Below are 25449 nucleotides of genomic sequence, written 5' to 3'. Positions count from 1 at the left end.
ATGGTAAAAACACTTCCTTTTGAAGAACCAGTCATTCAACTTCGAGAAAAAATCAGTGAGTTGAAGGAATTCACTTCAACTACTGACGTCGATTTGACGGATGAAATACAACATTTAGAAGATCGTCTTATAAAATTGGAAACCGATATTTATACCAATATACGTCCTTGGGATCGAGTCCAAATTGCACGTCATCCTGAACGCCCTACAACTCTTGACTATATTCGAGAAATATTCACGGATTTTATCGAGCTACATGGTGACCGTTTATATGGCGACGACGAAGCAATCGTTGGGGGCATTGCAGCATTTAATGGTGTACCAATTACGATTATTGGTCACCAACGAGGGAAAGATACAAAAGAAAATATTCGACGTAACTTCGGCTTGCCACATCCTGAAGGATACCGTAAAGCACTTCGATTAATGAAACAAGCAGAAAAATTCGGTCGACCGATTATTTGTTTTATTGATACAAAGGGTGCGTATCCTGGGAAAGCCGCAGAAGAACGAGGACAAAGTGAAGCGATTGCACGAAACTTATTTGAAATGGCTGGTTTTAAAGTTCCTGTGATCAGTGTTGTCATTGGAGAAGGTGGAAGTGGTGGGGCACTAGCATTAGGTTTATCGAATCATATTCATATGCTAGAAAACTCGACATACTCTGTAATTTCACCTGAAGGAGCAGCCTCGATTCTCTGGAAAGACGCAGCATTTGCACAAACCGCGGCCGAAGCCATGAAAATTACGGCTCCCGATTTGAAGCAAATGGGAATCATCGATGAAATTATTCCAGAAACCAATGGTGGAGCACATCGCGATACGAAACAACAAGCGATGTTCTTGAAAGAAACATTACAACGATCAATTGATTCATTGAGCAAGTTAAGTAGGGATCAATTAGTTGACAACCGTTATGAAAAATTTAAATCAATCGGTGAATTTATTGAATGAGGATGCGGATTTCGCATCCTTCTTTTTTTGTCGCTGACAACACCTATTCAAACGTGGTAATGTGAGTATAGGTATTTGCAAGGGAGGGAATCTTTAATGAAAAGAATAGGTGTTTTAACTAGTGGTGGAGATGCACCAGGTATGAATGCAGCGGTTCGTGCAGTAGTACGTAAGGCAATCTACCATGAGATAGAAGTTATGGGTGTCCACAATGGCTATCAAGGATTGATTGACGGAAAAATTGAAAAGCTTGACCTAGGATCAGTTGGTGATATTATTCAACGTGGCGGAACGAAATTACATTCAGCTAGATGTCCAGAGTTTATTACCGAGGCAGGACAACAAAAAGCGATTGATCAAATGAAGAAACATGACATTGAAGCACTGATTGTAGTGGGTGGAGATGGTTCTTACCGTGGAGCGATGGCGCTAACGAAAAAAGGATTCCCTTGTATCGGAGTACCAGGAACGATTGACAATGATATACCAGGGACAGATTATACAATTGGATTCGATACTGCACTAAATACAGTAATCGAAGCGATTGATAAAATTCGTGATACAGCGACATCCCATGAACGCACATTCATCATCGAAGTAATGGGGCGAAATGCCGGCGACTTAGCTTTATGGGCAGGTTTGGCTGGTGGTGCCGAAACCATTGTTATTCCCGAAGTAGCATTCGACATTGAGGATATATTATTTCGACTGAGAAGCGGGCATGAACGAGGGAAAAAACATAGTATCATCATTGTGGCAGAAGGTGTAATGTCTGCCAATGCATTTGCAGATTTACTAAAAGAGTATGGTAATATCGAAACGCGTGTTTCAGTTCTAGGTCACATCCAACGTGGTGGATCACCTTCTGCTCGAGATCGGGTATTAGCTAGCCTTTTTGGAGCTCGTGCTGTAGAGGTATTGATGGAAGGGAATGGGGGACTTGCCATTGGCATGCGTAATCATGAAGTGGTAGACTATTCAATGACAGAGGCTTTCGAAGGAAAGCGTTCTACGGATTTATCTATGTATAAACTATCAAAAGAATTAGCCATTTAGTGTAATGGAGAGGATACAACTATGAGAAAAACTAAAATCGTCTGTACAATCGGACCAGCAAGTGAGTCACCAGAAATGCTTGAACAATTAATTGAAGCGGGAATGAACGTTGCACGCTTAAACTTTTCCCATGGAAATCATGAAGAGCACGGGGAACGCATTAAACGTATTCGTGAAGCTTCTAAAAAAACAGGGAAAATTGTCGGGATCTTATTAGATACAAAGGGACCTGAAATTCGTACTCATCAAATGCAGAATGATGCAATTGAATTAGTTTCAGGACAATCATTAGCCATTTCGATGACTGAGGTATTGGGGACAAATGAAATGTTCTCAATCACATATGAACGTTTAATTGAAGATGTATCAGAAGGCTCTGTCATTTTATTGGATGATGGGTTAATTGAACTTCGTGTAACGGATATCGATCAACAAGCTGGAGTAATTCATACAATTGTCTATAATGCAGGAACTTTAAAGAATAAAAAAGGTGTAAATGTTCCAGGAGTATCTGTACAACTACCAGGAATCACAGAAAAAGACGCACAAGATATTTTGTTTGGTATTGAACAAGGTGTTGATTTTGTAGCAGCTTCTTTCGTTCGTCGTGCAAAAGATGTGATGGAGATTCGTGAATTACTAGAAAAGAATAACGGTGAATACATTCAAATCATTCCGAAAATCGAGAACCAAGAAGGTGTCGACAATATTGATGATATCATCATGGTATCTGACGGCTTAATGGTGGCACGGGGAGATTTAGGTGTTGAAATTCCAGCCGAAGAAGTGCCTTTAGTGCAAAAGAGTTTAATTGGAAAATGTAATGAAGCAGGCAAACCAGTAATTACTGCTACGCAAATGTTAGATTCAATGCAACGTAATCCGCGTCCTACCCGTGCAGAAGCAAGTGATGTTGCGAATGCAATTTTTGATGGCACTGATGCAATCATGTTATCAGGGGAAACAGCTGCTGGTTTATATCCAGTTGAATCTGTTAACACGATGCATAAGATTGCGATTCGTACAGAAGAGGCACTTGACTACCGTTCCATTGTATCTGCTAAAAGCAAGAGCAAGGAAGTCAATATGACAGATGCTATCGGTCAAGCGGTTGCTCACACGTCAATTAACTTAAAAGCAAAAGCAATCATTGCACCGACAGAAAGTGGTCATACTGCGAAGATGATTTCAAAATATCGTCAAGGGGCACCTATTATCGCTGTTACTTCTACCGACAGACCTTCTCGTAAATTGTCACTAGTATGGGGTGTGTACCCCATTGTTGGTCAAAAAGTAGGGTCAACTGATGAAGTTTTGGAACTTGCTGTTGAAGAGAGCCTGAAGCATGGGTATGTTAAACATGGAGATCTCGTTATCATAACTGCAGGAGTTCCAGTAGGAGAAGCTGGAACAACGAATTTGATGAAAGTTCATGTGATTGGTGACATCTTGGCAAAAGGACAAGGGATTGGGAAATCGGTTGCGTTTGGTCATACTGTTGTTGCGAATAATGCAGAAGAACTCTTAAATGTTGATACTGCGGGTGCCATCATTGTGACTATTGGTTCCGATCGTGATATGATTCCGGCGATTGAAAATTGTGCTGGACTTATTACGGAGGAAGGCGGCTTAACAAGTCACGCTGCAGTAGTTGGATTAAGTCTAGGAATCCCGGTAATTGTTGGGGTGAAAAATGCTACTAAGTTAATAAGTAACGGACAAGAAATTACGATGGACGCAGAATCCGGTGTCATTTATCATGGGCATGCAAGTGTTCTATAACTTTATTAAGTAAGAGGTGTTCAAAATGAGCATCAATATTGCTCATTTTGAAACTGTTTTTTCATACAAAAGCCTCAACGCAAACGTGTTGAGGCCATTTTTATAGGAGATGAGAATATGAAATGGTTAGTATTAATCTTTATTGTCGTTCCTATAATAGAAATTAGCCTATTAATTTGGTCGGGGAATACATTAGGTCTGTTTCCTACGATTGCTATCATCCTGGGAACAGGAATACTTGGTGCTTATTTAGCGAAGAAACAAGGATTGAAAGCAATCAGAGATATTCAAATCCAAATGAAAAATTTCCAAGCCCCAGGAGACGCAATGGTCAATGCACTGTTTATTTTTGCAGGAGGTCTTTTACTTTTATCTCCAGGATTTGCGACAGATCTATTTGGATTCTTCTTTTTATTTTCACCGACAAGACAGTTATTCAAGCCAATTGTTTATAAATGGATTCGAAGAAAAATGAAAAAAGGGCAAATCATTGTGAGGTAAACCATTGATGTTTACTTAAATGAACGGCAGCCAGTAATAAAAAGGGACTTAATATAATCCCTGGAACACCGAATAGCAATAATGAACATGCACTGATAAAGAATACATGGACAGAACGAATGTGCATGGTGTTTGCCCAAAGGAACGATTCAAGTAATTGACGAGTTAACAATATGAATAAATATAGCAATAGAATAATAATCCCGAGGGTTGTTTGTTTCGTTAGCATGAAAAAGATAGCCATCGGGATTAAAATTATGCCTGTGCCCAAAAATGGCAAGGCATCTGCAAAAGAGATTAAGATCGCTAGACCAATTGGTGATGGAAATTTGAGTGCATAAAAGCTAATGCAAAGCTGGAGAAAAGTCAGTAACAATAAAATGACTCCTACCTTTGTGAACTTCTCAAATAATTTTGTGGCACTTAAAAATAGTGGTTTGAAGGTCTTTCTTGTTTTGGAAGGGATATAAATAAAAAACCAGGTGCGAGATTTTAAAGACTCTTGTAGAGCAAAAAAGAGGGCAATTAGAAATACGAAGGTTTCAATAAATTGTTCGGGAAGATGTTGTATAAACAATGTGACTTTTTTGATTAATCCATCACTTACCATGGATAAAGCTTCAATGATTGATTTCCAATTTCCTATATTTTCATTAAATAAAATTTGGATTTCTTCTAAATGAATACGAAGTGGAAATAAGATCTCAAAGAGTTCCTTAACAAGTAATGTTGCGCCAAATATAATGACCGCTATTAAAGTACTTTCCAATAATAAAGCTGTAATCCATCGAGGTAAGTGACTAGTTTTATATACCCAAAAAGCGAACGGGTGTAAAAAGTAGGCAATCAATACGGCGAGTGTTACAGGGTAAATAAACCAAGTAATGAGCAAAATTAAAACAACAGGTAACCATTTTTTTAGAAATATGCCTATGGTTTCATACACATGTCCACCTCCAAAATTAGTTTAAATAATGTTTGAAAACATAGCTATATCGTTTAGACCGAATATCTCTGCTTTGCGACAAGATATCATGTTTTTTGTGAAAATTGGTGAAAATAGAGTGTTTTCATTCACAAAGAAGTCAAAATTGATTATAATGAACATGTAAGCGATTAAATAAAAAGGTTTATATTGAGCAGATGACCCATCATTCTGCATTTTTTTATGGAATGATGAAGATTAAACAGAAAAAGGAGCGAATATACATGACATCAACAAAAGGATTAGAAGGCGTGGTAGCAACACAATCAGCTATCAGCTCAATTATTGATGACACTCTTACATATGTTGGCTATGATATTGACGATTTAGCTGAAAATGCGAGTTTTGAAGAAGTAATCTACTTGCTTTGGCACCAACGTTTACCAAAAGCAGCTGAATTAGCTGAACTTAAACAACAATTAGCGGATAACATGGCGGTACCTCAAGAAGTACTTAACCATTTCAAAACATATCCAATTGATAAAGTTCACCCAATGACAGCACTTCGTACAACCGTATCTATGCTTGGATTGTATGATGAACATGCAGAAGATATGTCAGTTGAAGCGAACTACTTGAAAGCGATTCAACTACAAGCAAAAATGTCTACTCTAGTTACGGCATTTGCTCGTGTTCGTAAAGGACAAGAACCGATCGCTCCTAAAAATGATTTAAGTTATGCAGCGAACTTCCTATACATGTTAAATGGTGAAATCCCAGCTGCAATTGAAGAAGAAGCTTTCAATAAAGCATTAGTTTTACATGCTGACCATGAATTAAATGCATCGACATTCACTGCACGCGTTTGTGTAGCTACACTTTCAGATGTTTATTCTGGTGTAGTTGCAGCAATCGGTGCTCTTAAAGGTCCACTTCATGGTGGAGCAAACGAGCAAGTAATGAAAATGTTGATGGAAATTGGATCAGTTGATAATGTTGAACCTTACATCAATGCTAAATTAGAAAACAAAGAGAAAATCATGGGCTTCGGTCACCGTGTATACCGCAAAGGTGATCCACGTGCGAAGCATCTACGTGAAATGTCTCGAAAATTAACAACTATTCGTGGAGAAGAAAAATGGTATGACATGTCTGTCAAAATTGAAGGCATCGTAACTGGCCAAAAAAATCTTCCGCCAAATGTTGATTTCTATTCAGCGTCTGTATACCATTCATTGAATATCGATCATGACTTATTTACACCAATCTTTGCTGTATCACGTGTTTCTGGCTGGTTGGCTCACATTTTGGAACAATATTCAAACAACCGTTTAATCCGTCCACGTGCTGAATATACAGGACCTGGTATGCAAAAATATGTGCCAGTGAACGAGCGTTAATTTTTAAAATACAACATTAATCAGGGCTTTCCTTTGAAAAAAGTACGAGCCCTTCGAACAGACATAGGAGGAATTATTCATGACTAACGGTGGCAAAATTTCAGTAGAGAACGGTGTCTTAAACGTTCCAAATAACCCAATTATTCCTTACATCGAAGGTGACGGAATTGGCCCGGATATCTGGGCTGCATCTGCACGCGTATTAGAAGCTTCAGTTGAAAAAGCTTACAACGGTGAGAAATCAATCGTTTGGAAAGAAGTTTTAGCTGGTCAAAAAGCATTCGATCAAACTGGTGAATGGTTACCAGAAGAAACTTTAGATGTAATTCGTGAATATTTAATCGCAATTAAAGGTCCTTTAACAACTCCAGTTGGCGGAGGAATTCGTTCTTTAAACGTTGCTTTACGTCAAGAATTAGATTTATACACATGTCTACGTCCTGTTCGTTACTTTGACGGTGTACCTTCACCAGTAAAACGTCCTGAAGACACTGACATGGTTATTTTCCGTGAAAACACTGAAGATATTTATGCGGGTATCGAGTTCGCTGCTGGTAGTGAAGAAGTTAAAAAAGTCATTGCATTCTTACAAAATGAAATGGGTACTAAAAACATTCGTTTCCCAGAGACTTCTGGGATTGGGATTAAGCCAGTATCAGAAGAAGGAACAAAACGTTTAGTACGTGCTGCTCTTACTTACATCATTAAAGAAGGACGCGAGTCTTTAACATTGGTTCATAAAGGGAACATCATGAAGTTCACTGAAGGAGCTTTCAAAACTTGGGGTTACGAAGTTGCTGAACAAGAATTTGCTGAACAAACTTTCACTTGGAACCAATACGATCAAATTAAAGCTGAACAAGGTGCAGAAGCTGCTGACAAAGCACAAGCTGAAGCATTAGCTGCAGGGAAAATTTTAGTGAAAGATTCGATTGCTGATATCTTCTTACAACAAATTTTAACTCGTCCAAGCGAATTTGATGTTGTTGCTACAATGAACTTGAACGGTGACTACATTTCGGATGCACTTGCTGCACAAGTAGGTGGAATTGGTATTGCTCCTGGAGCAAATATCAACTACATTACTGGACATGCTATTTTTGAAGCTACACATGGTACAGCACCAAAATATGCAGGTTTAGATAAAGTTAACCCATCTTCAGTAATCCTTTCTGGTGTATTAATGCTTGAGCATCTTGGATGGACAGAAGCGGCTAAACTAGTGATGGACTCTATGGAGAAAACAATTTCTTCTAAAGTTGTTACTTACGACTTCGCTCGTATGATGGACGGAGCTACAGAAGTTAAATGTTCTGAGTTCGCTGACGAATTAATCAAAAATCTTTAATTAAGACATAAAGCGCTAAATGTGCACTACATTTAGTAGGAGAGGGTTTCGACCCTCTTTACATATGAATTAAGGGAGTGCTTTTGATGACGATGAAACGTAGAAAGATTTCAGTAATTGGTTCTGGTTTTACTGGTGCTACTACAGCATTCTTCTTAGCTCAAAAAGAATTAGGAGACGTTGTATTAGTTGATATTCCACAAATGGAAAATCCAACTAAAGGGAAAGCACTAGATATGATGGAAGCTGGTCCTGTACAAGGATTTGATGCGAAAATTACTGGTACTTCTAACTACGAGGATACAAAAGACTCGGATATCGTCATCATCACAGCTGGTATCGCACGTAAACCGGGTATGAGCCGTGACGATTTAGTTCAAACAAACCAAAAAGTAATGAAAATAGTTACTGGTGAGATCGTAAAACATTCTCCAAACACAACAATTATCGTCTTGACAAACCCAGTTGATGCAATGACATACACAGTTTATAAAGAATCTGGTTTACCAAAAGAACGTGTAATTGGACAATCAGGAGTTCTGGACACTGCTCGATTCCGTACATTTGTGGCACAAGAATTAAACATGTCTGTTAAAGATGTTACAGGATTTGTTCTAGGTGGTCATGGTGACGATATGGTTCCCTTGGTAAGATACTCTTACGCTGGTGGCATTCCATTGGAAACATTAATCGATGCTGAACGTCTAGAGCAAATCGTTGATCGTACACGTAAAGGTGGAGCAGAAATCGTTGACTTATTAGGAAATGGTTCAGCTTATTACGCTCCAGCTGCTGCTTTAGTTGAAATGGCAGAAGCGATTCTTAAAGACCAACGTCGTGTGTTACCTTCAATTGCTTACCTTGAAGGTGAATATGGTTTAGACGGAATTTACCTAGGTGTTCCAACAGTTCTTGGTGCTGGTGGTATCGAACAAATTATCGAACTTGAATTGACTGAAACTGAAAAAGCTGAGTTAGACAAATCAGCTGCTTCTGTACGTAACGTAATGGATATTTTAGCGTAAGTTAAGAAACAGCTAGCAAGTTAATCGCTTGTTTTCTTCGATAAACGGCCTAAAGCGAAAAGGTATTTTCGATACTGGTCTTTAAAGATATCAAACGAGTTGGTGCTTGGTGCTAGATAAACCTTTAATCGAGTAGGAATCCCTGCTCGATTTTTTTTGTAGTTATTGATACTATGAAGATAGAAATGAACAAGGGGGATATCTGATGCTGTTAGGTAAGAAACGAAAACTCGGCAGAAAAGTCGAAGATATGTCAGTTGGCGAAAAGTTAAAACTAACGGAGAAAATCGAAGATAAGGATTTACTATTATATTTGGGCTTAACTAATGATGGCAATCCATTATATATTCAACACGATTTTGCCTCTCAAACCGTTTATGAAAAACCAATTGTTCCAACCATCATGTTGACGGGGATCGTGACTTCAGCGATATCAAAATATTTACCGGGACCAGGATCACATATCGTGGAACAACAACTAAAATTCCCGAAACCAGTGTATCATTATGCAACGATTGAATTTTTGTTACAAGTTACTTCAGTGAATGTTGAGAAGAACTTAGTGGAGATTGAAGTGATTGCTACGAATGATAAAGGGGATACTGTGATTGAAGGAAAAATCACAGCGACACCACCCCGTTTGGAAAATCATTTAACATCTCAAGCAATGGAAAATTTTTAGAAGACGGTTTCGGTTTAAGATGGGGGTTTTAAATCGATGATGGGGGAAACAAAATGTCAAATAGGATTCTCGTTGTAGATGATGAAAGCTCAATCGTTACCTTGCTAAAATATAATTTGGAAAAAGCAGGTTATATTGTTGAAACTGCAAGCGACGGCCAAGAAGGATTTGATGCGGTACTAGAAAAAAAGCCTGACCTAATTATCCTTGATTTAATGCTTCCCAAAATGGATGGTATTGAAGTTTGCAAAGCATTACGATTACAAAAGATAAACACGCCCATTATTATGTTAACTGCTAAAGACGATGAGTTTGATAAAGTATTAGGACTTGAGCTAGGTGCTGATGATTATATGACAAAACCATTCAGCCCAAGAGAAGTAACGGCTCGTGTTAAGGCAGTTTTGAGAAGATCATATGTACCCGAAGAAGAAATGACTCAAAAAGGAAAAGATCATTCCTATGAATTTGGACCGTTACAAGTATATCCCGATCGATTTGAAGTTTTTCTACGGGAAGAGCCATTGGAATTCACACCGAAAGAATTTGAACTGCTTATACACTTGATGGAAAATAAGAATCGTGTCCTTACACGTGATCAATTATTAAGTGCGGTTTGGAATTATGATTTTGCTGGGGATACTCGAATTGTTGATGTACATATTAGCCATTTACGAGATAAAATCGAAGAAAATAGTCGGAAACCGCAATTTATCAAAACTATTCGAGGAATTGGGTATAAATTTGAGGAGCCAAAAGTGATATGAAATCATTTCGGCATCGGTTACTATTAACGACTCTTGCTTGGATTGGGATTCTATTGGCTGGGCTGTTTATTGTGATTGGTCAATTATTTTCGTTTTATGTGGATGCGGAAGACATAACAACCGTGTGGGTTTCTTTAGCATCCATTTTTATTGTTACCATAATCATATCGGCGGTCATTTGCAATCGAATTATTAGAATACATGCCCAGCCAATTGATAACATCACACAGGTAGCCTTGCAACTGGCAAAAGGCAATTATCGTGCACGTGCTTATGAGACGGAATCACTTGGTACGGCCCAACTTAGTACAACAATTAATATCCTAGCAAGAAATCTACAGGAAATCACTGCAGTCCGTGAAATGGAGCAGGAACGCTTAAAGACCCTTATTGAAAATATGGGCAGTGCGCTTATTATGATTGACAGACAAGGGAGAATTTCGCTTGTTAATAAGTTCTTTATGAATGAATTCGACTTGACGAAGGATGATATTCAAGAGAAGTTTTACAAAGAAATAGATATTCCACATGTACTTGAACGTTTTATTGAGAATATTTTTGTGACTGAATCACCTGCAAGAGATCAACTCGAATTCACATCCGGATTAAACAGAAAGCATCTGGATGTATATGGGGCACCAGTCCTCGGTGAACATGAGCGTTGGTTAGGTATTGTTATTGTCTCGCAGGATATTTCTGAATTGAAACGTCTGGAACAAATCAGAAAAGATTTTGTTGCAAATGTATCACATGAACTAAGAACACCGGTCACTTCAATTAAAGGATTTTCGGAAACGCTTCTTGACGGAGCCTATCAGGATGAAGCCACTTTATTGTCATTTTTGGAAATTATCCATACCGAAAGCAATCGCCTTCAACTTTTGGTGAAGGATTTGTTGGATTTGTCCAAAGTTGAACAAACTGGGTTTCAAGTGGACGTGCATCCAACCGATATGAATGAAGTAATTGGTCGTGCAGTTGAAATGATTAAACCGAGAGTTGAAGAAAAGTCGCTTCACCTGGACGTTCAACAGGAGCCTACCACTGTTCTCGGAGATGCCAATCGACTCATTCAAGTCATGATGAATTTGTTGATTAATGCCATTACATATTCTGCCGCTGATACCACCATTAAAATTCGCCTTTATCATGCGAATGGTCAAGCGGTAATTGAAGTTGAGGATGAAGGGATTGGAATTGAGGCTTCTGAAATTGGAAGGCTTTTTGAGCGTTTTTACAGGGTTGCCCGTGATCGCAGCCGTAATTCCGGGGGTACTGGACTTGGGCTATCGATTGTTAAGCATTTAATAGAGGCTCATCATGGAAAAGTGGAGGTTGAAAGTCAAATTGGCGTCGGCACCACGTTTACCGTATATTTGCCTTTATGGAGTTAATTTTAGGAGGAAAGTATGGACAAGTTACCTTTTTTGCCAATCATTGTTGGCACAGATATGAATGCCTATAATATGGCAATATCTTTTCATGAAGCATATGGCATCAAGCCTATTTTAGTTGGGAAGGACTCTCTCTCTTTTACGTCATTAAGTACCATTACAGAAACGATTGAATATCGTTCCAATCTAGCTGATTCAGATCAATTCGCCAACATTCTGATCGATGTTGCAAAGAAATACCAATCACCTGGCAAAACACTTTTATTGATTGGTACGAATGATTTGTACGTGCGTTTAATAATAGAAAATGCGGATACATTGAAAGAACGTTTCACATTTAACTATATTGATGAGAACTTAATGAACCAATTGCAAGTAAAAGCGAATTTTTACAAACTTTGCGAAGAACATGGTATCGAAACGCCTACAACTTATTTTTATGATTGCAGTTCAACGACACCGTTTGAGGAAGATATGATATATCCAGTCATTATTAAACCAAGCAATGGAATTGAATACAGTCAAAATAAGTTCGCGGGTCAGCAAAAAGTCTACAAAGTTGAAAGTTCAGAAGAGCTGCAGGAAGTCATACAAACCATCACGGCGAGTGGTTATAAAGATGAGCTAGTTATCCAGGATTTTATCCCTGGAGATGATACATTCATGTGGGATTCTGTGATCTATGCCAGTTCGAACAAGAAGACGCAGCTAGTTACGTTCGCACAAGTGGTACTTCAAGAGCATACCGTTACGGCGATCGGAAACTATACGGCATTAATTACTCGCTTTAACGAAGAAATGATGAAAAAACTGCAAAACTTCCTTGAAGCTGTGGGTTATACAGGATTCGCTAACTTTGATTTGAAGTATGATGAACGAGACGGAGTTTTCAAAGTGTTTGAAGTCAATATTCGTCAAGGACGGTCAAGTTATTACGTGACGGCTCTCGGACATAATATGGCACAATACTTTGTGGATGACTTGATTTATCAAAAAGAGAAACCCGTGACGTATTTGAATGAAGATTATTTATTTACAGTTGTCCCGAAAATCGTATTGCGAAAGTTTGTTGACAATACTGAAGTACGGAAGGATGTCATCCGTCTAATCAAAAAAGGGAAGTACGGCAATCCACTGTTTTATAAAAAAGATAGACACTTGAAACGCAAATTCTATATGTTTGCCCGCCAATTGAATTATTATAAGAAATATAAAAACAATCAGTGGTAAAATTTACATTTTATTAACACTGACTTCATAATTGATTGATAAGCTATATATGAAACCCCCTACTACCGTATATTGAAGAAAGAAGAGTCCACAATCGTGGGCTCTTTTTTCTTTTTTAGATAAGAAAGTAAATAGGGACTATCTTTTTGAGGGTGTTTTTCTGGGAGGAAATGGGTGGACGGGTAGAAACTACGTGTGAACGCGTCGAGATGTATCGCGAACTGGTAGAACGTAATCTTGAACGGGTAGAAACGACTCGCGAACAGGTAGAAAGTGATTTGAACGGGTCGAAATCAAATCCCGCTCGCTTCTTTAACAGCAGCGCAGCGAAAACTGGACAATTGTCCCAACATACTTTATTTGTGTCCATTGAAAAGTTCACTCTTATTTTCCATAATAAATAACTAAAGGACCAACGCACTTTGCCGGTTGTTCTTATTTCCAAAGAATTTCACAGCTTAACCTGTTTAACCAATTCTAAATAGAGACAGTATGAGAAAGAGTAAAACGATATAGGGGTGGAAATATTGAAGAGGAATTTATTAATATTGATTGGTCTAGTAGGAATCATTTTATATTTAACAGGGTGTAATAAAGTGGTAAGTGCTCCAAAATTGGAAGTAAAGCAAGTATTGGATGTTACTCAATTTAGCAAAATGCCTCAAAATGAACTGCTAGCTAAACTAGGAGAGCCGCTTAGGAAAGATGAATGGGTTGCTAAAAGTCGTACAGGGAAAGAATATCCTGCAACATCGTACCACTTTGAGATTGATCATGTTCCCATAGAGTTTATCTCAATTGAACATTCGATTGTAGGAATGAATGTCCTAAATCTAGAACATGATGATTACAAATTGAAAATTGAGCAGCATAAAGATATTTTACCATTGATCGGAATATCGCCAAGCAAGGATATGAAGGTATCAGTAGAGAATTCAGTTACTGCGAGGTACTCATCGATAAACGACAAGGTAGACGATGTATGGGCTACCTTAAATAACAAAACGGTAGATTTTCTGAGAGTGACATTTGATTCAAGTTACTTTGATGAGTAATATCTTCTATGAATATGAATTATCCAATAGACGTCATTTTAATTCATCTATCTTAAATGGTAAAATGAATAGAGATGACGTTTTTGAACGTCGACGAGGAGTGGAAAAACTTTGAGCAAAAATAAAGTGTTATTACTTGATGGAAATAGCCTAGCATACCGTGCATTTTTTGCACTCCCATTATTAACGAATGACAGTGGAATCCATACGAATGCAGTTTATGGTTTTACCATGATGTTACAGAAAATATTAGATGAAGAAAAACCAACCCATATGTTGGTTGCTTTCGATGCGGGAAAAACAACATTCCGCCACACGACGTTCGGGGAATACAAAGGCGGACGTCAGAAAACTCCACCTGAGTTATCAGAGCAATTCCCTTATTTACGAAAGTTGCTGACAGCCTATCAGATTCCTCAATATGAACTTGAGATGTATGAAGCAGATGACATCATCGGCACGCTGAGCAAACTAGCGGAAAAAGAAGGGAATGAAGTGGTCATTGTATCTGGAGATAAAGATTTAACTCAACTATCTTCAGATACAACGACGGTTTACATCACCAGAAAAGGCATGACAGATATTGAAAAATATACACCGGCACATATTCAAGAAAAGTATGGTTTAACTCCGATTCAAATCATTGATATGAAAGGACTCATGGGTGATGCTTCAGACAATATTCCAGGAGTTCCTGGTGTTGGAGAGAAGACTGCAATTAAATTACTGCTTGAACATCACTCCGTTGATGGTGTTTATGAAGGGATTTCCAGTCTAAAAGGGAAGTTGAAAGAAAAACTGGAAGCCAATGAAGAACAAGCGAAGATGAGTAAAATACTCGCGACCATTGAAACTCAAGCACCGATTACAGTAGGATTAGATAACCTTGCATATAGTGGACCAAATATGGAGGAAGTCATAAAGATTTGGCAAGAACTTGCGTTTAAAACGTTATTGGAAAAAACCACTTATACACAAGAGGAAGTAACGAAAACAGAAATCAATTTTAAGCAATTAACCGAAATCACTTCAGAACATTTATCAGAAGAAATGGCTGTTCATTTAGAATTGTATGATGAACAATACCATTCTGCGGACATGCTTGGAATCGCACTAGTGGATGATAAGAATGCTTATTTTATTAAAGTAGAAGATGCATTTTCATCAACAACATTCCGTTCATGGTTAATGGATGAAACCAAGAAAAAGCAATTAGTCGATTCAAAGGCAGCTCTTGCCGCTTTTCATCGAAAAGATATCCTCTTAGATGGGGTTGAATTTGATTTTGTTCTAGCTGCCTATATCGTCAATCCAGGCATTACATCTGATGATGTAGCGGTATTGGCACGTGAATTCGGCTATAATGACGTACTTACCAACGAGCAAGTGTATGGTAAAGGAGTCAAAAAATCAGTTCCTGCTGATGAGGTGCTTGGGGAACATATTGTCCGAAAAGCGATGGCTGTATGGAAACTCCGAACAGTGATGGATGATAAATTGAAAGAAAATGAACAATATGAACTTTATCAAGAACTTGAATTACCTTTAGCAACCATTTTAGGGAAAATGGAATCTGACGGAGTAAAGGTAGATCGTCAAACCCTCGTTGACATAGGTGAGGATTTGGCTGGCAAGTTAACGGAAATTGAGCAAACGATTTACCATGCAGCAGGTGAGAACTTCAACATTAACTCGCCAAAACAATTAGGTGTCATTCTATTTGAAAAACTAGGACTTCCGCCATTGAAAAAAACAAAAACGGGTTACTCTACAGCTGCAGACGTTTTGGAAAAGTTAGAAGGGAAGCACGAAGTCATTTCACATATTCTTTTGTACCGACAATTAGGAAAGTTACAATCAACCTACATTGAGGGACTACTGAAAGAAATTCATAAAACGGATGGCAAAATTCATACGAGGTACCAACAAGCGTTAACACAAACTGGACGATTGAGTTCGACAAATCCGAACTTACAAAACATACCGGTACGATTGGAAGAAGGACGTAAAATACGAAAAGCATTCGTGCCATCACAACCAGACTGGATATTGTTTGTAGCAGATTACTCCCAAATTGAATTGCGGGTATTAGCACATATGTCTGATGATGAACAATTAATTGATGCTTTCAGAAATGACTTGGACATCCATACTAAGACCGCGATGGACGTTTTCCACGTTGAAGCAGATGAGGTCACATCCGATATGCGACGTGCGGCTAAAGCGGTTAACTTTGGAATTGTTTATGGAATTAGTGACTACGGTCTATCCCAAAACCTATCCATTACACGTAAAGAAGCAGCTGAATTCATTGAACGCTATTTAAAGAGTTTTCCAGGTGTGAAAGTCTATATGGATGAAATTGTACGAGAAGCAAAACAACAAGGATTCGTCACTACCATATTAAATAGAAGAAGATATTTACCTGATATTACAAGTTCAAACTTTAACATTCGTGGATTTGCAGAACGGACTGCCATGAATACACCAATCCAGGGAAGTGCAGCAGACATAATCAAAAAAGCCATGATTGATATGGCGGATCGTTTGGAGAAAGAAAACTTACAAGCAAAAATGTTACTTCAAGTGCACGATGAATTGATTTTTGAAGCACCTCCTGAAGAGATCCCAATCTTAGAAAAAATCGTACCAGAAGTGATGGAGAATGCCATTGGACTGAAGGTGCCACTAAAAGTGGATTATGCGTTTGGTCCAACGTGGTACGATACGAAGTAAGGAGTTGTCGTATGCCAGAATTACCAGAGGTAGAGGGAGTCGTTAACTCGCTTAGACCTGTAGCTACAGGAAGGACAATTGAGCAGGTAACGATTTCTTCCGTTTTAGAAACATCACGTAAAGCAGGGAAGCAAGCCATCATAAAAGGAGTAGAACTAGCATATTTTCAACAAGTATTGAAAAATGTGAAGATTTCTCGGATCGTAAGACGTTCAAAATATATTTATTTTCATTTAGAGAAAGAAAATGAAATTAGTTTGTTGGTAACACATCTAGGTATGACCGGAGCGTGGTTCTATGTTCAAGTGGTTAGCGACATAACCGAAGAGAAGTTCAGAAAGCATATACATGTGATTTTCAGACTTGATAATGGTATGTTACTTGTCTATGCCGATATCCGGAGATTCGGTGAAATGAGGTTACTTGATTCTGAAGAACAGTTCCCTCCATTATTATTAATGGCCCCTGAACCGTTTGATGAACTGGCACTTGGTCATTTTCTTGAAATGGCCAACCTGTCTAAATATCAACAAAAGTCGATTAAAGAAACCATAATGGATGGGAAAGTAATTTCAGGCTGTGGCAATATTTACGCAACTGAAGCTTTATATCGTATGCATATCCACCCAGCAAGAACTGTGAAGCGAATCAGTAAGAAAAAACAAATTGAACTTTTTCAGACAATTGTCGATGTGTTGAATGAAAGTATTGCTGCAGGAGGAAGTTCCATTTCAGATTATCGGAACATTAATGGAGAAGCAGGTGGTATGCAAGATCGTTTGCAGATGTATAGTAAGAAACATTGTCCTAATTGCCTGATTCCTACTAAACAAGTGGTCCTGGGAGGACGAAACTCATGGTATTGTCCCTCATGTCAAAGATAAAAGGATGAACAAATAATGATTATCGGATTAACAGGAAGTATTGCCAGTGGCAAAAGTACAATTTCTGCCATGCTGAAAGAAAAAGGATTTCCCATCGTTGATGCAGATTTAGTGGCACGAATCGTGGTGGAAAGGGGAACAAAAACCTTACAAGAGATTGAAGAGGTATTTGGAAAAGAAATAATGAACGTTGACGGCACATTGGATCGAGAGGCTCTTGGACAAATTATTTTTCATAACCCAGCCAAAAGAAAACTGTTGAATGATTTGATGCATCCAGCTATACGAGCTGAAATGTTGCGACAGCGGGACAAATTAATCCAAGATGGTCATTCTACTATTATTATGGACATTCCACTGTTATTTGAAAGTAAGTTGCAACATTTTGTAGATAAAATAATGGTTGTTTCGGTTACTGAAGAGACTCAACTTCAACGTTTAATGGAGCGCAATTCTCTTTCTATTGAAGAAGCGATGGCAAGAATTCAGTCACAATTACCAATTTCGGAAAAGGAAAAAGGTGCTGATGCCGTCATTTACAACAACGGATCCAAGGAAGAATCAAAGGAACAACTAGAGCGTTTATTAGACCAGTGGGACATATAATGTCCCAATTTCTGAAAAATAGAACATTTCATTTATGTCAACTTACTGTGGTTATTGGGATTTAATGTGTTATACTAATCTACGGATAAGGATCAACAGTATAACATACTTGTAGGAGGATTTACTTATGTCAGCTTCTATAGCTATTAATGGATTTGGCCGCATTGGCCGTATGTTTTTCCGACAAGCAATACTTCAAGAGGACTTAAATATTGTGGCAATAAATGCCAGTTACCCCGCTGAGACATTAGCACATTTGATTAAGTATGACACAAATCACGGAACATTTTCTGGTGAAGTTGTCGTAGATGAAAACGCTTTAATCGTAAATGGGAAACGCGTTCAAATCGTGAGCGATCGAGACCCATTAAACTTGCCTTGGAAAGAAATGAACATTGATATCGTTATTGAAGCAACTGGTAAATTTAATGCACGTGAAAAAGCAGCATTGCATTTAGAGGCTGGTGCGAAAAAAGTAATTTTGACTGCTCCTGGTAAAAATGAAGACATTACAATTGTTATGGGTGTTAATGATGATCAATTAAACATCGATCAACATGATGTCATTTCAAATGCAAGTTGTACTACAAATTGTCTAGCTCCTGTTGCAAAAGTGTTAAATGATACTTTCGGCATCGAAAATGGATTAATGACAACGATTCACGCCTATACAAATGATCAAAAGAACCTTGACAATCCACATAAAGATTTACGTCGTGCGCGTGCTTGTGCACAGTCAATCATCCCAACATCTACAGGAGCCGCTAAAGCCTTGACTCTAGTGTTACCTGAATTAGAAGGGAAACTACATGGTTTGTCACTTCGTGTTCCAACACCAAATGTATCACTAGTAGACCTTGTAGTAGACTTACAAACGGACGTAACGGTCGAAGAAGTGAATGCAGCATTTATAGAGGCATCAAAGGGCGCAATGACAGGTATTCTTGGATTCACAATGGAACCACTTGTATCAGTTGACTTCAATTCAAATCCACATTCAGCGATCATAGACGGATTGACGACCATGGTAATGGGGTCACGTAAAGTGAAAGTACTCGCTTGGTATGATAACGAATGGGGTTACTCAGCACGTGTAGTGGACTTAACTAAAAAAGTTGCAGTTGCACTAAAAGCAAAAGTGAATTCTTAATTCAAATAATTCCATTCCACTATTTGAAGTGGATGGAATTATTTTTCTGATTCACTTGCATTGTAGCTGGATACATCATATAATGTGATTCGTGTACATAAATCAGTACGCAATTGACTGCTTAAAGGGTTAGGACCTCTCTGGACTAACTTTCCCCCGTGGTGGTCGACTTTGATGATTCAACAACCTTTAAAATAAACTTATCAAAGGGGGAAACGAACCATGGAAACAATGGGGCGTCATGTTATTGCAGAACTATGGGAGTGCGAGTTTGACAAATTGAACGATGTAACATTCATCGAACGTACATTTGTAGAGGCAGCACTTAAATCAGGAGCAGAAGTACGTGAAGTAGCATTCCACAAATTTGCACCACAAGGTGTGAGTGGAGTCGTGATCATTTCAGAATCACATTTAACAATTCATAGCTTCCCAGAACACGGTTACGCAAGTATTGATGTATATACGTGCGGCGATTTAGATCCTACAATTGCTGCTAAATATATTGCTGATGCACTTGGATCACAATCACGTGAATTGACTGAAATTCCACGCGGTATGGGTCCTGTTACAGCGGGCAAAACTCGCGTAACAGCACATGCATAACACATAAACTGTAAAAATGAGTGAGCAGAGGGAGTAATTCCTCTGCTTTTTCGATTTCTATCGTCATTTTTTGTTATAATATGAAAAGAACATAAAACGAAAAACGAATTTCAGGAGAAACTAAAATGAGATGTCCAACTTGCCAATATAATGGAACGCGTGTCGTAGATTCAAGACCAGTTGACGACAACAAAGCAATTCGTAGAAGAAGAGAATGCGAAGATTGCGGATTCCGCTTTACAACATTCGAAAAAGTAGAAGAAATGCCTTTAATCGTTGTCAAAAAAGACGGTTCCCGAGAAGAATTTAGCCATGAGAAAGTATTAAGAGGTGTAATTCGAGCGTGTGAAAAACGACCTGTATCGCTCGATGTGCTTGAGGCGGTAGTATTCTCAATTGAGAAAGATTTACGTCGAATCGGTAATTCGGAAGTGAAATCTGAAAATGTGGGCGAAATGGTTATGGACCATTTAGCGGCAATTGATGAAGTCGCATATGTACGATTTGCTTCGGTATATCGTCAATTTAAAGATATCAACGTCTTTATTGATGAATTAAAAGATTTACTAAAGAGAAACCCAGAAGACAAACAGTAAGGACTTGGAGGACGATGTGGTATGCAACTATTATTTAAAGAACTTCAACCAGTCGATAGCTTCATCATCCAAATGCCATACCCACTTGCTGATAGGGATCGTCATCTAGTGACAATGTTGTATAAACCGATTGTAGGTTCAGATGCCATGAGTTTGTACTTTACTTTGTGGTCAGAATCGGAAGCTCAAACGGTTGAAGAATTGACCCATTATTATTTGATGGACGTCTTGAACATGTCGTTGAAAAAAATATTTGATGCTCGCGTTGCTTTGGAAGCAATTGGGTTGATGAAATCGTGGAAAAAAGATAATGAATTAAAACGCACGTTTATATATGAAATACTATCTCCCTTGGATGCTGCTACGTTTTTTAGTGAACCGATACTAGCGACATCTTTATACAGCGTCATTCATGAAAAAGCATATTTACGAATACGGGAACGATTTGTGAAGAAACCCCTGTTGCAGAGCGGTTATGAAAATGTCTCACGAGATCTACAAGACGTCTTTAAAAGTAATCATGATTACACGAAGCTGAGTCACATTTTCACGCCTGAACAACTGGACCAACCGAGTCGACCAAAAAAATTACCTTTATACTCTCTGGATTTCGATTTTGATTTACTGAAATCAGGATTATCAGATGTCATGATTCCTTCAAACGTTCTTACTTTACCGATCAAAGAACTAATTGCGAAAGTGGCTTTTTTATATTCGTTAAATGCCATTGATATGCAAAAAGTATTAATGATGGCTATTGATGATCAAAATCGGATTACAGAAGAACGTTTGAAAAAAACTGCCGCTGATTATTACAAACTATCAATTTCATCAAAACCACCGCGGATTACTCAGAAATTGGAGCAACAATCGGAAGCCGTGCCACAAGAGGGCAAGCCTTCAAAAGATCAAGCATTAATTAAGTATATGGAAGAAACACCGCCTCTTGAAGTATTACGCGATATTTCAAATGGGAATGAGCCTCTTCCAGTAGAAGTTGATTTAGCGAATGAGCTCATTTTTAAATATGGTTTTCCTCCAGCTGTAGTAAATGTCTTATTGCAATTTGTATTAATCAGGGCGAAAAAGAAATTAAATAAAAATTACGTGCATAAAATTGCAGCCCATTGGCAGCGCGAAAATATACAAACTGCAGAGCAAGCTATTGAGATTTCAAGGAAAGAACATGATCAATACATGGAATGGCAAAATGCTGCTAAAACACCAGCAGCACCATATAAGCGGAAAAATGTGCGCGAAGAGAAAGTGCCAGAATGGTTCTTTAAAGCAAAAGAAGAGCGTGACACGAATTCAGTAACAGAGAATACAGTTTCTCCTGAATTAAAAGAACAACGTAGAAAACTTCTTGAAGAATTAGGCATAAAAGAAGGAAAGGTGAATTAGTTTGGAACCTATTAATGAAACTTTAAAACGAGTCATTAAATCTCCGGACTTTTCAACTCGTTATGAGTCAGTTCGAAATGAAATCATAGAAGATCCTAGCGTTCAGAAGTTTATTTCTGAGAACGACCAACAAATTACTAAATCTGTGGTTGATCGAGGACTTATAAAACTCTATGAATTTTCTGGTCAAAAACAGGACTGTCATGACTGTCCTTCTGTTAGGGAATGTAAAAACATGATGAAAGGGTTTATTCCGAAGCTAGTATTAACTCGTGGAATGATTGATTTGGATTATGTTCAATGTTCACAAAAATTAGTGGAGGATAAGCGAAACCTTGTATCAAAAATGATCTCTAGCATGCACATGCCAAAAGATGTCTTAAAGGCACGATTAGAAGATGTGGATTTTGATGAAGATGGACGGATCATTGCAGGTGTCGCTGCCAATAAATTTATTAATGCTATTAGAGAAACTGGTGAGGTACCAGCAAAAGGCTTATATTTATTTGGCAAGTTTGGTGTTGGTAAATCGTATTTGCTGGGTGCAATAGCAAATGAATTAGCTAGTATGCATATCCAAACTGTTTTGGTATATGTCCCAGAGTTTTTAAAAGAAATGAAAAATTCAATACAAGATCAAACCGTTCACGAAAAAGTCGATTATGTGAAAAAAGCACCTGTATTAATGTTAGACGATATTGGTGCTGAAACCATGTCTCCTTGGACTAGAGATGAAATATTAGGAACCATTTTCCATTATCGAATGGCTGAAAATCTTCCTACCTTCATAACCTCTAACCTCGACTTCAAAGAACTTGAAGCCCATTTGGCTACGACAGCTAAAGGGGATCAGGATTCAGTGAAAGCCGGAAGAATCATGGAACGAATTGTTTCTACAACCGTTCCGATCAAGTTAACCGGGAAAAATAGACGAATCAATCAATAAAACGGGTCAATTAAATAAAATAAATATTTTGAGTTTAATTTAAATTAAGAGTTGCATTTAAGTTTATGCAAGCGTAAAATATGCTCATACCAATAATAAAATGCCAAGAAGAGGACAATATTTGTTTGTACGACTTTCTAGAGAGAGAAGCCATGGCTGGAAGCTTCTTAAGTACGACGATCATTTTACCACCTCGGAGCAGCATCAGTGAAATAACAGTAACTGTTGACGGTAACGGCCCGTTAGCCGACTCAAAGCTTCGTCTTCTTAGTCCTGTGACTAATCAGAAGGAAGAAGGGTGGAACCACGAACTCAAACCTCGTCCCTTTCATAGGACGGGGTTTTTTTGCGTTCAATTTTTAACAAAACAACTAAAATGAGCGTTCATAGAGGAGCAAGCATTTGCGGACTTTTCGAACATCATCAAAAAAAGGAGTGTTCAGCATGTCAGAAATGATTTCATTAAAATTTCCAGATGGCGCGATAAAGGAGTTCCCGAAAGGCACAACAACGGAAGACGTTGCAGCTTCAATCAGCCCTGGCCTTCGCAAAAAAGCGTTAGCTGGTCAACTAGATAACCAACTAGTAGATTTGAAAGCACCGCTACAACATGACGGTGCAATTGCGATTGTCACTCCAGGTTCAGCTGAAGCACTAGAAATGTTGCGACATAGTTCAGCGCATGTCTTGGCACAAGCAGTAAAACGACTTTTCAAAGACGTAAAATTAGGTGTAGGTCCGGTAATTGAAAATGGATTCTATTACGATATCGATTCTCCACAACCAATTACAGCTGAAGACTTGCTGTTGATTGAAAAAGAAATGAAAAAAATCATCAACGAGAACATTGAAATCGTGCGTCATGATGTTTCACGTGCGGAAGCATTTGAAAAGTTCAAAGCAATTGATGATGAATATAAACTCGAATTATTGGAGGCCATCCCAGAAGATGAGCAAGTCTCCATATATGAACAAGGTGAGTTCTTCGACCTTTGTCGTGGTGTACATGTACCAACGACTGGGAAATTAAAAGAATTTAAACTATTGAGTATTGCTGGTGCTTACTGGCGTGGAAATAGCGATAATAAAATGCTTCAACGCATTTATGGTACGGCGTTCTTCACTAAAGATGAATTATCCGCACATTTGAAAATGCTTGAAGAAGCAAAAGAGCGCGATCACCGTAAAATCGGGAAAGAACTTAACTTGTTCATGAACTCACAAAAGGTTGGTCAAGGTTTGCCGATGTGGTTGCCTAAAGGAGCAACAATTCGTCGAATCATTGAACGCTATATTGTAGATAAAGAAGTGAAACTAGGATACGATCACGTCTACACTCCAGTAATGGGTAGCGTGGAATTATACAAAACAAGTGGTCACTGGGATCATTATCAAGACGATATGTTCCCGGTAATGAGTATGGATAACGAAGATCTAGTATTGCGTCCAATGAACTGCCCACATCATATGATGATTTACAAAAACGGCATTCATTCATACCGTAACTTACCGATACGTATAGCTGAACTTGGTACAATGCACCGTTATGAAATGTCTGGAGCATTATCAGGACTTCAACGAGTTCGTGGGATGACATTGAACGATGCACACATCTTCGTTCGTCCCGATCAAATTAAAGATGAGTTAAAACGTGTAGTTCAATTAGTTATCGATGTATATAAAGACTTTAACATCAATGATTATTCATATCGTTTGTCTTATCGTGATCCAGCAGATACAGAAAAATATTTTGATGATGACAATATGTGGAACAAAGCACAAAGCATGCTGAAAGAAGCGATGGATGAGCTTGGACTGGATTACTACGAAGCTGATGGGGAAGCCGCGTTCTATGGTCCTAAGTTGGATGTCATGGTCAAAACTGCAATAGGTAAAGAGGAAACATTATCAACTGTTCAACTTGACTTCTTACTGCCAGAAAAATTCGATCTATCGTATATCGGTGAGGATGGGAAACAACATCGCCCAGTCGTTATTCACCGTGGCGTTGTTTCAACGATGGAGCGTTTTGTTGCTTTCTTAATCGAGGAATATAAAGGTGCTTTCCCAACCTGGTTGGCGCCGGTTCAAGTACAAGTTATTCCAGTATCAAATGAAGTTCACTTCGATTACGCAAAAGGAGTCATTGAAAAACTTCAAGCAGCAGGGTTGCGTGTGGAGATGGATGAACGTGAAGAAAAACTCGGATACAAAATTCGAGAGGCACAAATGCAAAAAATCCCTTACATGTTGGTGCTTGGAGATAAAGAACTTGAAAGCGGCTTTGTAAACGTCCGTAAGTATGGGGAACAAAACTCTGCAAGTATTTCATTTGAGGACTTCCTTTCTAGCATTTTACAAGAAATTAGCTAAACTTTGTTGACACAAGAAATTCTATGTGA

The 25449-nt window shown here is 38.3% G+C and carries 23 protein-coding genes; 22 read left to right on the top strand and 1 reads right to left on the bottom strand.

The genetic code is table 11. The features are described 5' to 3' along the window. The 4 genes from accA (at nucleotide 1) to GY23_RS15170 (ending at nucleotide 4293) form a co-directional block, all read left to right on the top strand. Nucleotides 1–954 carry an acetyl-CoA carboxylase carboxyl transferase subunit alpha gene (gene accA / locus GY23_RS15185; RefSeq protein ID WP_075620054.1) on the top strand — a complete coding sequence of 318 codons (954 nt, stop codon included), beginning with the start codon at nucleotides 1–3 and terminating at the stop codon, nucleotides 952–954. Nucleotides 955–1050: 96 nt separating this feature from the next. Further along, nucleotides 1051–2010: a 6-phosphofructokinase gene (pfkA, locus tag GY23_RS15180; protein ID WP_075620053.1), complete on the top strand. Its 960-nt coding sequence runs from the start codon at nucleotides 1051–1053 to the stop codon at nucleotides 2008–2010. 21 nt (nucleotides 2011–2031) lie between these two features. Then, the gene (gene pyk / locus GY23_RS15175; RefSeq protein WP_075620052.1) at nucleotides 2032–3792 is read left to right on the top strand and encodes a pyruvate kinase; all 1761 of its coding nucleotides are present in this window, start codon (nucleotides 2032–2034) and stop codon (nucleotides 3790–3792) included. Nucleotides 3793–3909: 117 nt separating this feature from the next. Beyond that, nucleotides 3910–4293: an FxsA family protein gene (locus tag GY23_RS15170; protein ID WP_075620051.1), complete on the top strand. Its 384-nt coding sequence runs from the start codon at nucleotides 3910–3912 to the stop codon at nucleotides 4291–4293. On the opposite strand, the gene GY23_RS15165 is transcribed toward GY23_RS15170, so the two are convergent. Then, nucleotides 4280–5239 carry an AI-2E family transporter gene (locus GY23_RS15165; RefSeq protein WP_075620050.1) on the bottom strand — a complete coding sequence of 320 codons (960 nt, stop codon included), beginning with the start codon at nucleotides 5237–5239 and terminating at the stop codon, nucleotides 4280–4282. The two genes, GY23_RS15170 and GY23_RS15165, sit on opposite strands and share 14 nt — an antisense overlap. 263 nt (nucleotides 5240–5502) lie before the next feature. Between GY23_RS15165 and citZ the strand changes: the two genes are divergently transcribed. From citZ to thrS, 18 genes are all read left to right on the top strand, one after another. Then, on the top strand, nucleotides 5503–6618 hold the full coding sequence (citZ, locus tag GY23_RS15160) for a citrate synthase (protein ID WP_075620049.1): 1116 nt from the start codon (nucleotides 5503–5505) through the stop codon (nucleotides 6616–6618). A 79-nt stretch (nucleotides 6619–6697) separates the two neighbouring features. Further along, nucleotides 6698–7966 carry an NADP-dependent isocitrate dehydrogenase gene (gene icd / locus GY23_RS15155; RefSeq protein ID WP_075620048.1) on the top strand — a complete coding sequence of 423 codons (1269 nt, stop codon included), beginning with the start codon at nucleotides 6698–6700 and terminating at the stop codon, nucleotides 7964–7966. An 86-nt stretch (nucleotides 7967–8052) separates the two neighbouring features. Continuing rightward, nucleotides 8053–8991: a malate dehydrogenase gene (gene mdh, locus GY23_RS15150; protein ID WP_075620047.1), complete on the top strand. Its 939-nt coding sequence runs from the start codon at nucleotides 8053–8055 to the stop codon at nucleotides 8989–8991. 205 nt (nucleotides 8992–9196) lie between these two features. Continuing rightward, on the top strand, nucleotides 9197–9673 hold the full coding sequence (locus tag GY23_RS15145) for a MaoC/PaaZ C-terminal domain-containing protein (protein ID WP_075620046.1): 477 nt from the start codon (nucleotides 9197–9199) through the stop codon (nucleotides 9671–9673). Between the two features lie 53 nt (nucleotides 9674–9726). Beyond that, nucleotides 9727–10440: a response regulator transcription factor gene (locus GY23_RS15140; protein WP_075620045.1), complete on the top strand. Its 714-nt coding sequence runs from the start codon at nucleotides 9727–9729 to the stop codon at nucleotides 10438–10440. Beyond that, nucleotides 10437–11834 carry a two-component system histidine kinase PnpS gene (gene pnpS / locus GY23_RS15135; protein WP_075620044.1) on the top strand — a complete coding sequence of 466 codons (1398 nt, stop codon included), beginning with the start codon at nucleotides 10437–10439 and terminating at the stop codon, nucleotides 11832–11834. The genes GY23_RS15140 and pnpS overlap by 4 nt, the downstream gene beginning before the upstream one ends. Before the next feature lie 15 nt (nucleotides 11835–11849). Next, nucleotides 11850–13064, top strand: coding sequence for a carboxylate--amine ligase (locus GY23_RS15130; RefSeq protein WP_075620043.1), 1215 nt, complete (start codon nucleotides 11850–11852; stop codon nucleotides 13062–13064). Nucleotides 13065–13234: 170 nt separating this feature from the next. After that, nucleotides 13235–13468, top strand: a complete 234-nt coding sequence (locus GY23_RS15125; protein WP_075620042.1) for a hypothetical protein — start codon at nucleotides 13235–13237, stop codon at nucleotides 13466–13468. 123 nt (nucleotides 13469–13591) lie between these two features. Next, nucleotides 13592–14119 carry a hypothetical protein gene (locus tag GY23_RS15120; RefSeq protein ID WP_075620041.1) on the top strand — a complete coding sequence of 176 codons (528 nt, stop codon included), beginning with the start codon at nucleotides 13592–13594 and terminating at the stop codon, nucleotides 14117–14119. A gap of 111 nt (nucleotides 14120–14230) precedes the next feature. After that, nucleotides 14231–16855, top strand: a complete 2625-nt coding sequence (gene polA, locus GY23_RS15115) for a DNA polymerase I (protein WP_075620040.1) — start codon at nucleotides 14231–14233, stop codon at nucleotides 16853–16855. Between the two features lie 11 nt (nucleotides 16856–16866). Then, a complete protein-coding gene (mutM, locus tag GY23_RS15110; protein ID WP_075620039.1) occupies nucleotides 16867–17739 on the top strand; it encodes a bifunctional DNA-formamidopyrimidine glycosylase/DNA-(apurinic or apyrimidinic site) lyase in 873 nt (290 codons plus the stop codon). Between the two features lie 15 nt (nucleotides 17740–17754). After that, entirely contained in the window at nucleotides 17755–18345 is a 591-nt protein-coding gene (coaE, locus tag GY23_RS15105) for a dephospho-CoA kinase (RefSeq protein WP_075620038.1), read from the top strand. A gap of 127 nt (nucleotides 18346–18472) precedes the next feature. Next, the gene (locus tag GY23_RS15100) at nucleotides 18473–19495 is read left to right on the top strand and encodes a glyceraldehyde-3-phosphate dehydrogenase (protein WP_075620037.1); all 1023 of its coding nucleotides are present in this window, start codon (nucleotides 18473–18475) and stop codon (nucleotides 19493–19495) included. A 222-nt stretch (nucleotides 19496–19717) separates the two neighbouring features. Next, nucleotides 19718–20101 carry an adenosylmethionine decarboxylase gene (speD, locus tag GY23_RS15095; protein WP_075620036.1) on the top strand — a complete coding sequence of 128 codons (384 nt, stop codon included), beginning with the start codon at nucleotides 19718–19720 and terminating at the stop codon, nucleotides 20099–20101. 125 nt (nucleotides 20102–20226) lie between these two features. Then, nucleotides 20227–20697 carry a transcriptional regulator NrdR gene (gene nrdR / locus GY23_RS15090; protein WP_075620035.1) on the top strand — a complete coding sequence of 157 codons (471 nt, stop codon included), beginning with the start codon at nucleotides 20227–20229 and terminating at the stop codon, nucleotides 20695–20697. A gap of 21 nt (nucleotides 20698–20718) precedes the next feature. Beyond that, entirely contained in the window at nucleotides 20719–22101 is a 1383-nt protein-coding gene (locus GY23_RS15085) for a replication initiation and membrane attachment family protein (RefSeq protein WP_075620034.1), read from the top strand. Between the two features lies 1 nt (nucleotide 22102). Further along, nucleotides 22103–23047: a primosomal protein DnaI gene (gene dnaI / locus GY23_RS15080; protein ID WP_075620033.1), complete on the top strand. Its 945-nt coding sequence runs from the start codon at nucleotides 22103–22105 to the stop codon at nucleotides 23045–23047. Between the two features lie 444 nt (nucleotides 23048–23491). Further along, nucleotides 23492–25420 carry a threonine--tRNA ligase gene (thrS, locus tag GY23_RS15070; RefSeq protein ID WP_075620031.1) on the top strand — a complete coding sequence of 643 codons (1929 nt, stop codon included), beginning with the start codon at nucleotides 23492–23494 and terminating at the stop codon, nucleotides 25418–25420. The last annotated feature ends 29 nt before the right edge of the window (nucleotides 25421–25449 follow it).

Source organism: Paenisporosarcina indica (assembly GCF_001939075.1).
Taxonomy (GTDB): domain Bacteria; phylum Bacillota; class Bacilli; order Bacillales_A; family Planococcaceae; genus Paenisporosarcina; species Paenisporosarcina indica.
Note: the sequence above shows the minus strand (reverse complement) of the source record. Positions and strands in the feature narration are given on the sequence as shown.

Bases quoted from the DNA above. Each gene is read 5' to 3' on its own strand.
- pyk (WP_075620052.1), top strand. From the start codon at position 2,032: ATGAGAAAAACTAAAATCGTCTGTACAATCGGACCAGCAAGTGAGTCA.
- GY23_RS15085 (WP_075620034.1), top strand. From the start codon at position 20,719: ATGCAACTATTATTTAAAGAACTTCAACCAGTCGATAGCTTCATCATC.
- pfkA (WP_075620053.1), top strand. From the start codon at position 1,051: ATGAAAAGAATAGGTGTTTTAACTAGTGGTGGAGATGCACCAGGTATG.
- GY23_RS15130 (WP_075620043.1), top strand. From the start codon at position 11,850: ATGGACAAGTTACCTTTTTTGCCAATCATTGTTGGCACAGATATGAAT.
- GY23_RS15145 (WP_075620046.1), top strand. From the start codon at position 9,197: ATGCTGTTAGGTAAGAAACGAAAACTCGGCAGAAAAGTCGAAGATATG.
- pnpS (WP_075620044.1), top strand. From the start codon at position 10,437: ATGAAATCATTTCGGCATCGGTTACTATTAACGACTCTTGCTTGGATT.
- icd (WP_075620048.1), top strand. From the start codon at position 6,698: ATGACTAACGGTGGCAAAATTTCAGTAGAGAACGGTGTCTTAAACGTT.
- mutM (WP_075620039.1), top strand. From the start codon at position 16,867: ATGCCAGAATTACCAGAGGTAGAGGGAGTCGTTAACTCGCTTAGACCT.
- accA (WP_075620054.1), top strand. From the start codon at position 1: ATGGTAAAAACACTTCCTTTTGAAGAACCAGTCATTCAACTTCGAGAA.
- GY23_RS15100 (WP_075620037.1), top strand. From the start codon at position 18,473: ATGTCAGCTTCTATAGCTATTAATGGATTTGGCCGCATTGGCCGTATG.
- coaE (WP_075620038.1), top strand. From the start codon at position 17,755: ATGATTATCGGATTAACAGGAAGTATTGCCAGTGGCAAAAGTACAATT.
- speD (WP_075620036.1), top strand. From the start codon at position 19,718: ATGGAAACAATGGGGCGTCATGTTATTGCAGAACTATGGGAGTGCGAG.
- citZ (WP_075620049.1), top strand. From the start codon at position 5,503: ATGACATCAACAAAAGGATTAGAAGGCGTGGTAGCAACACAATCAGCT.
- GY23_RS15170 (WP_075620051.1), top strand. From the start codon at position 3,910: ATGAAATGGTTAGTATTAATCTTTATTGTCGTTCCTATAATAGAAATT.
- mdh (WP_075620047.1), top strand. From the start codon at position 8,053: ATGACGATGAAACGTAGAAAGATTTCAGTAATTGGTTCTGGTTTTACT.
- GY23_RS15140 (WP_075620045.1), top strand. From the start codon at position 9,727: ATGTCAAATAGGATTCTCGTTGTAGATGATGAAAGCTCAATCGTTACC.
- GY23_RS15125 (WP_075620042.1), top strand. From the start codon at position 13,235: ATGGGTGGACGGGTAGAAACTACGTGTGAACGCGTCGAGATGTATCGC.
- nrdR (WP_075620035.1), top strand. From the start codon at position 20,227: ATGAGATGTCCAACTTGCCAATATAATGGAACGCGTGTCGTAGATTCA.
- thrS (WP_075620031.1), top strand. From the start codon at position 23,492: ATGTCAGAAATGATTTCATTAAAATTTCCAGATGGCGCGATAAAGGAG.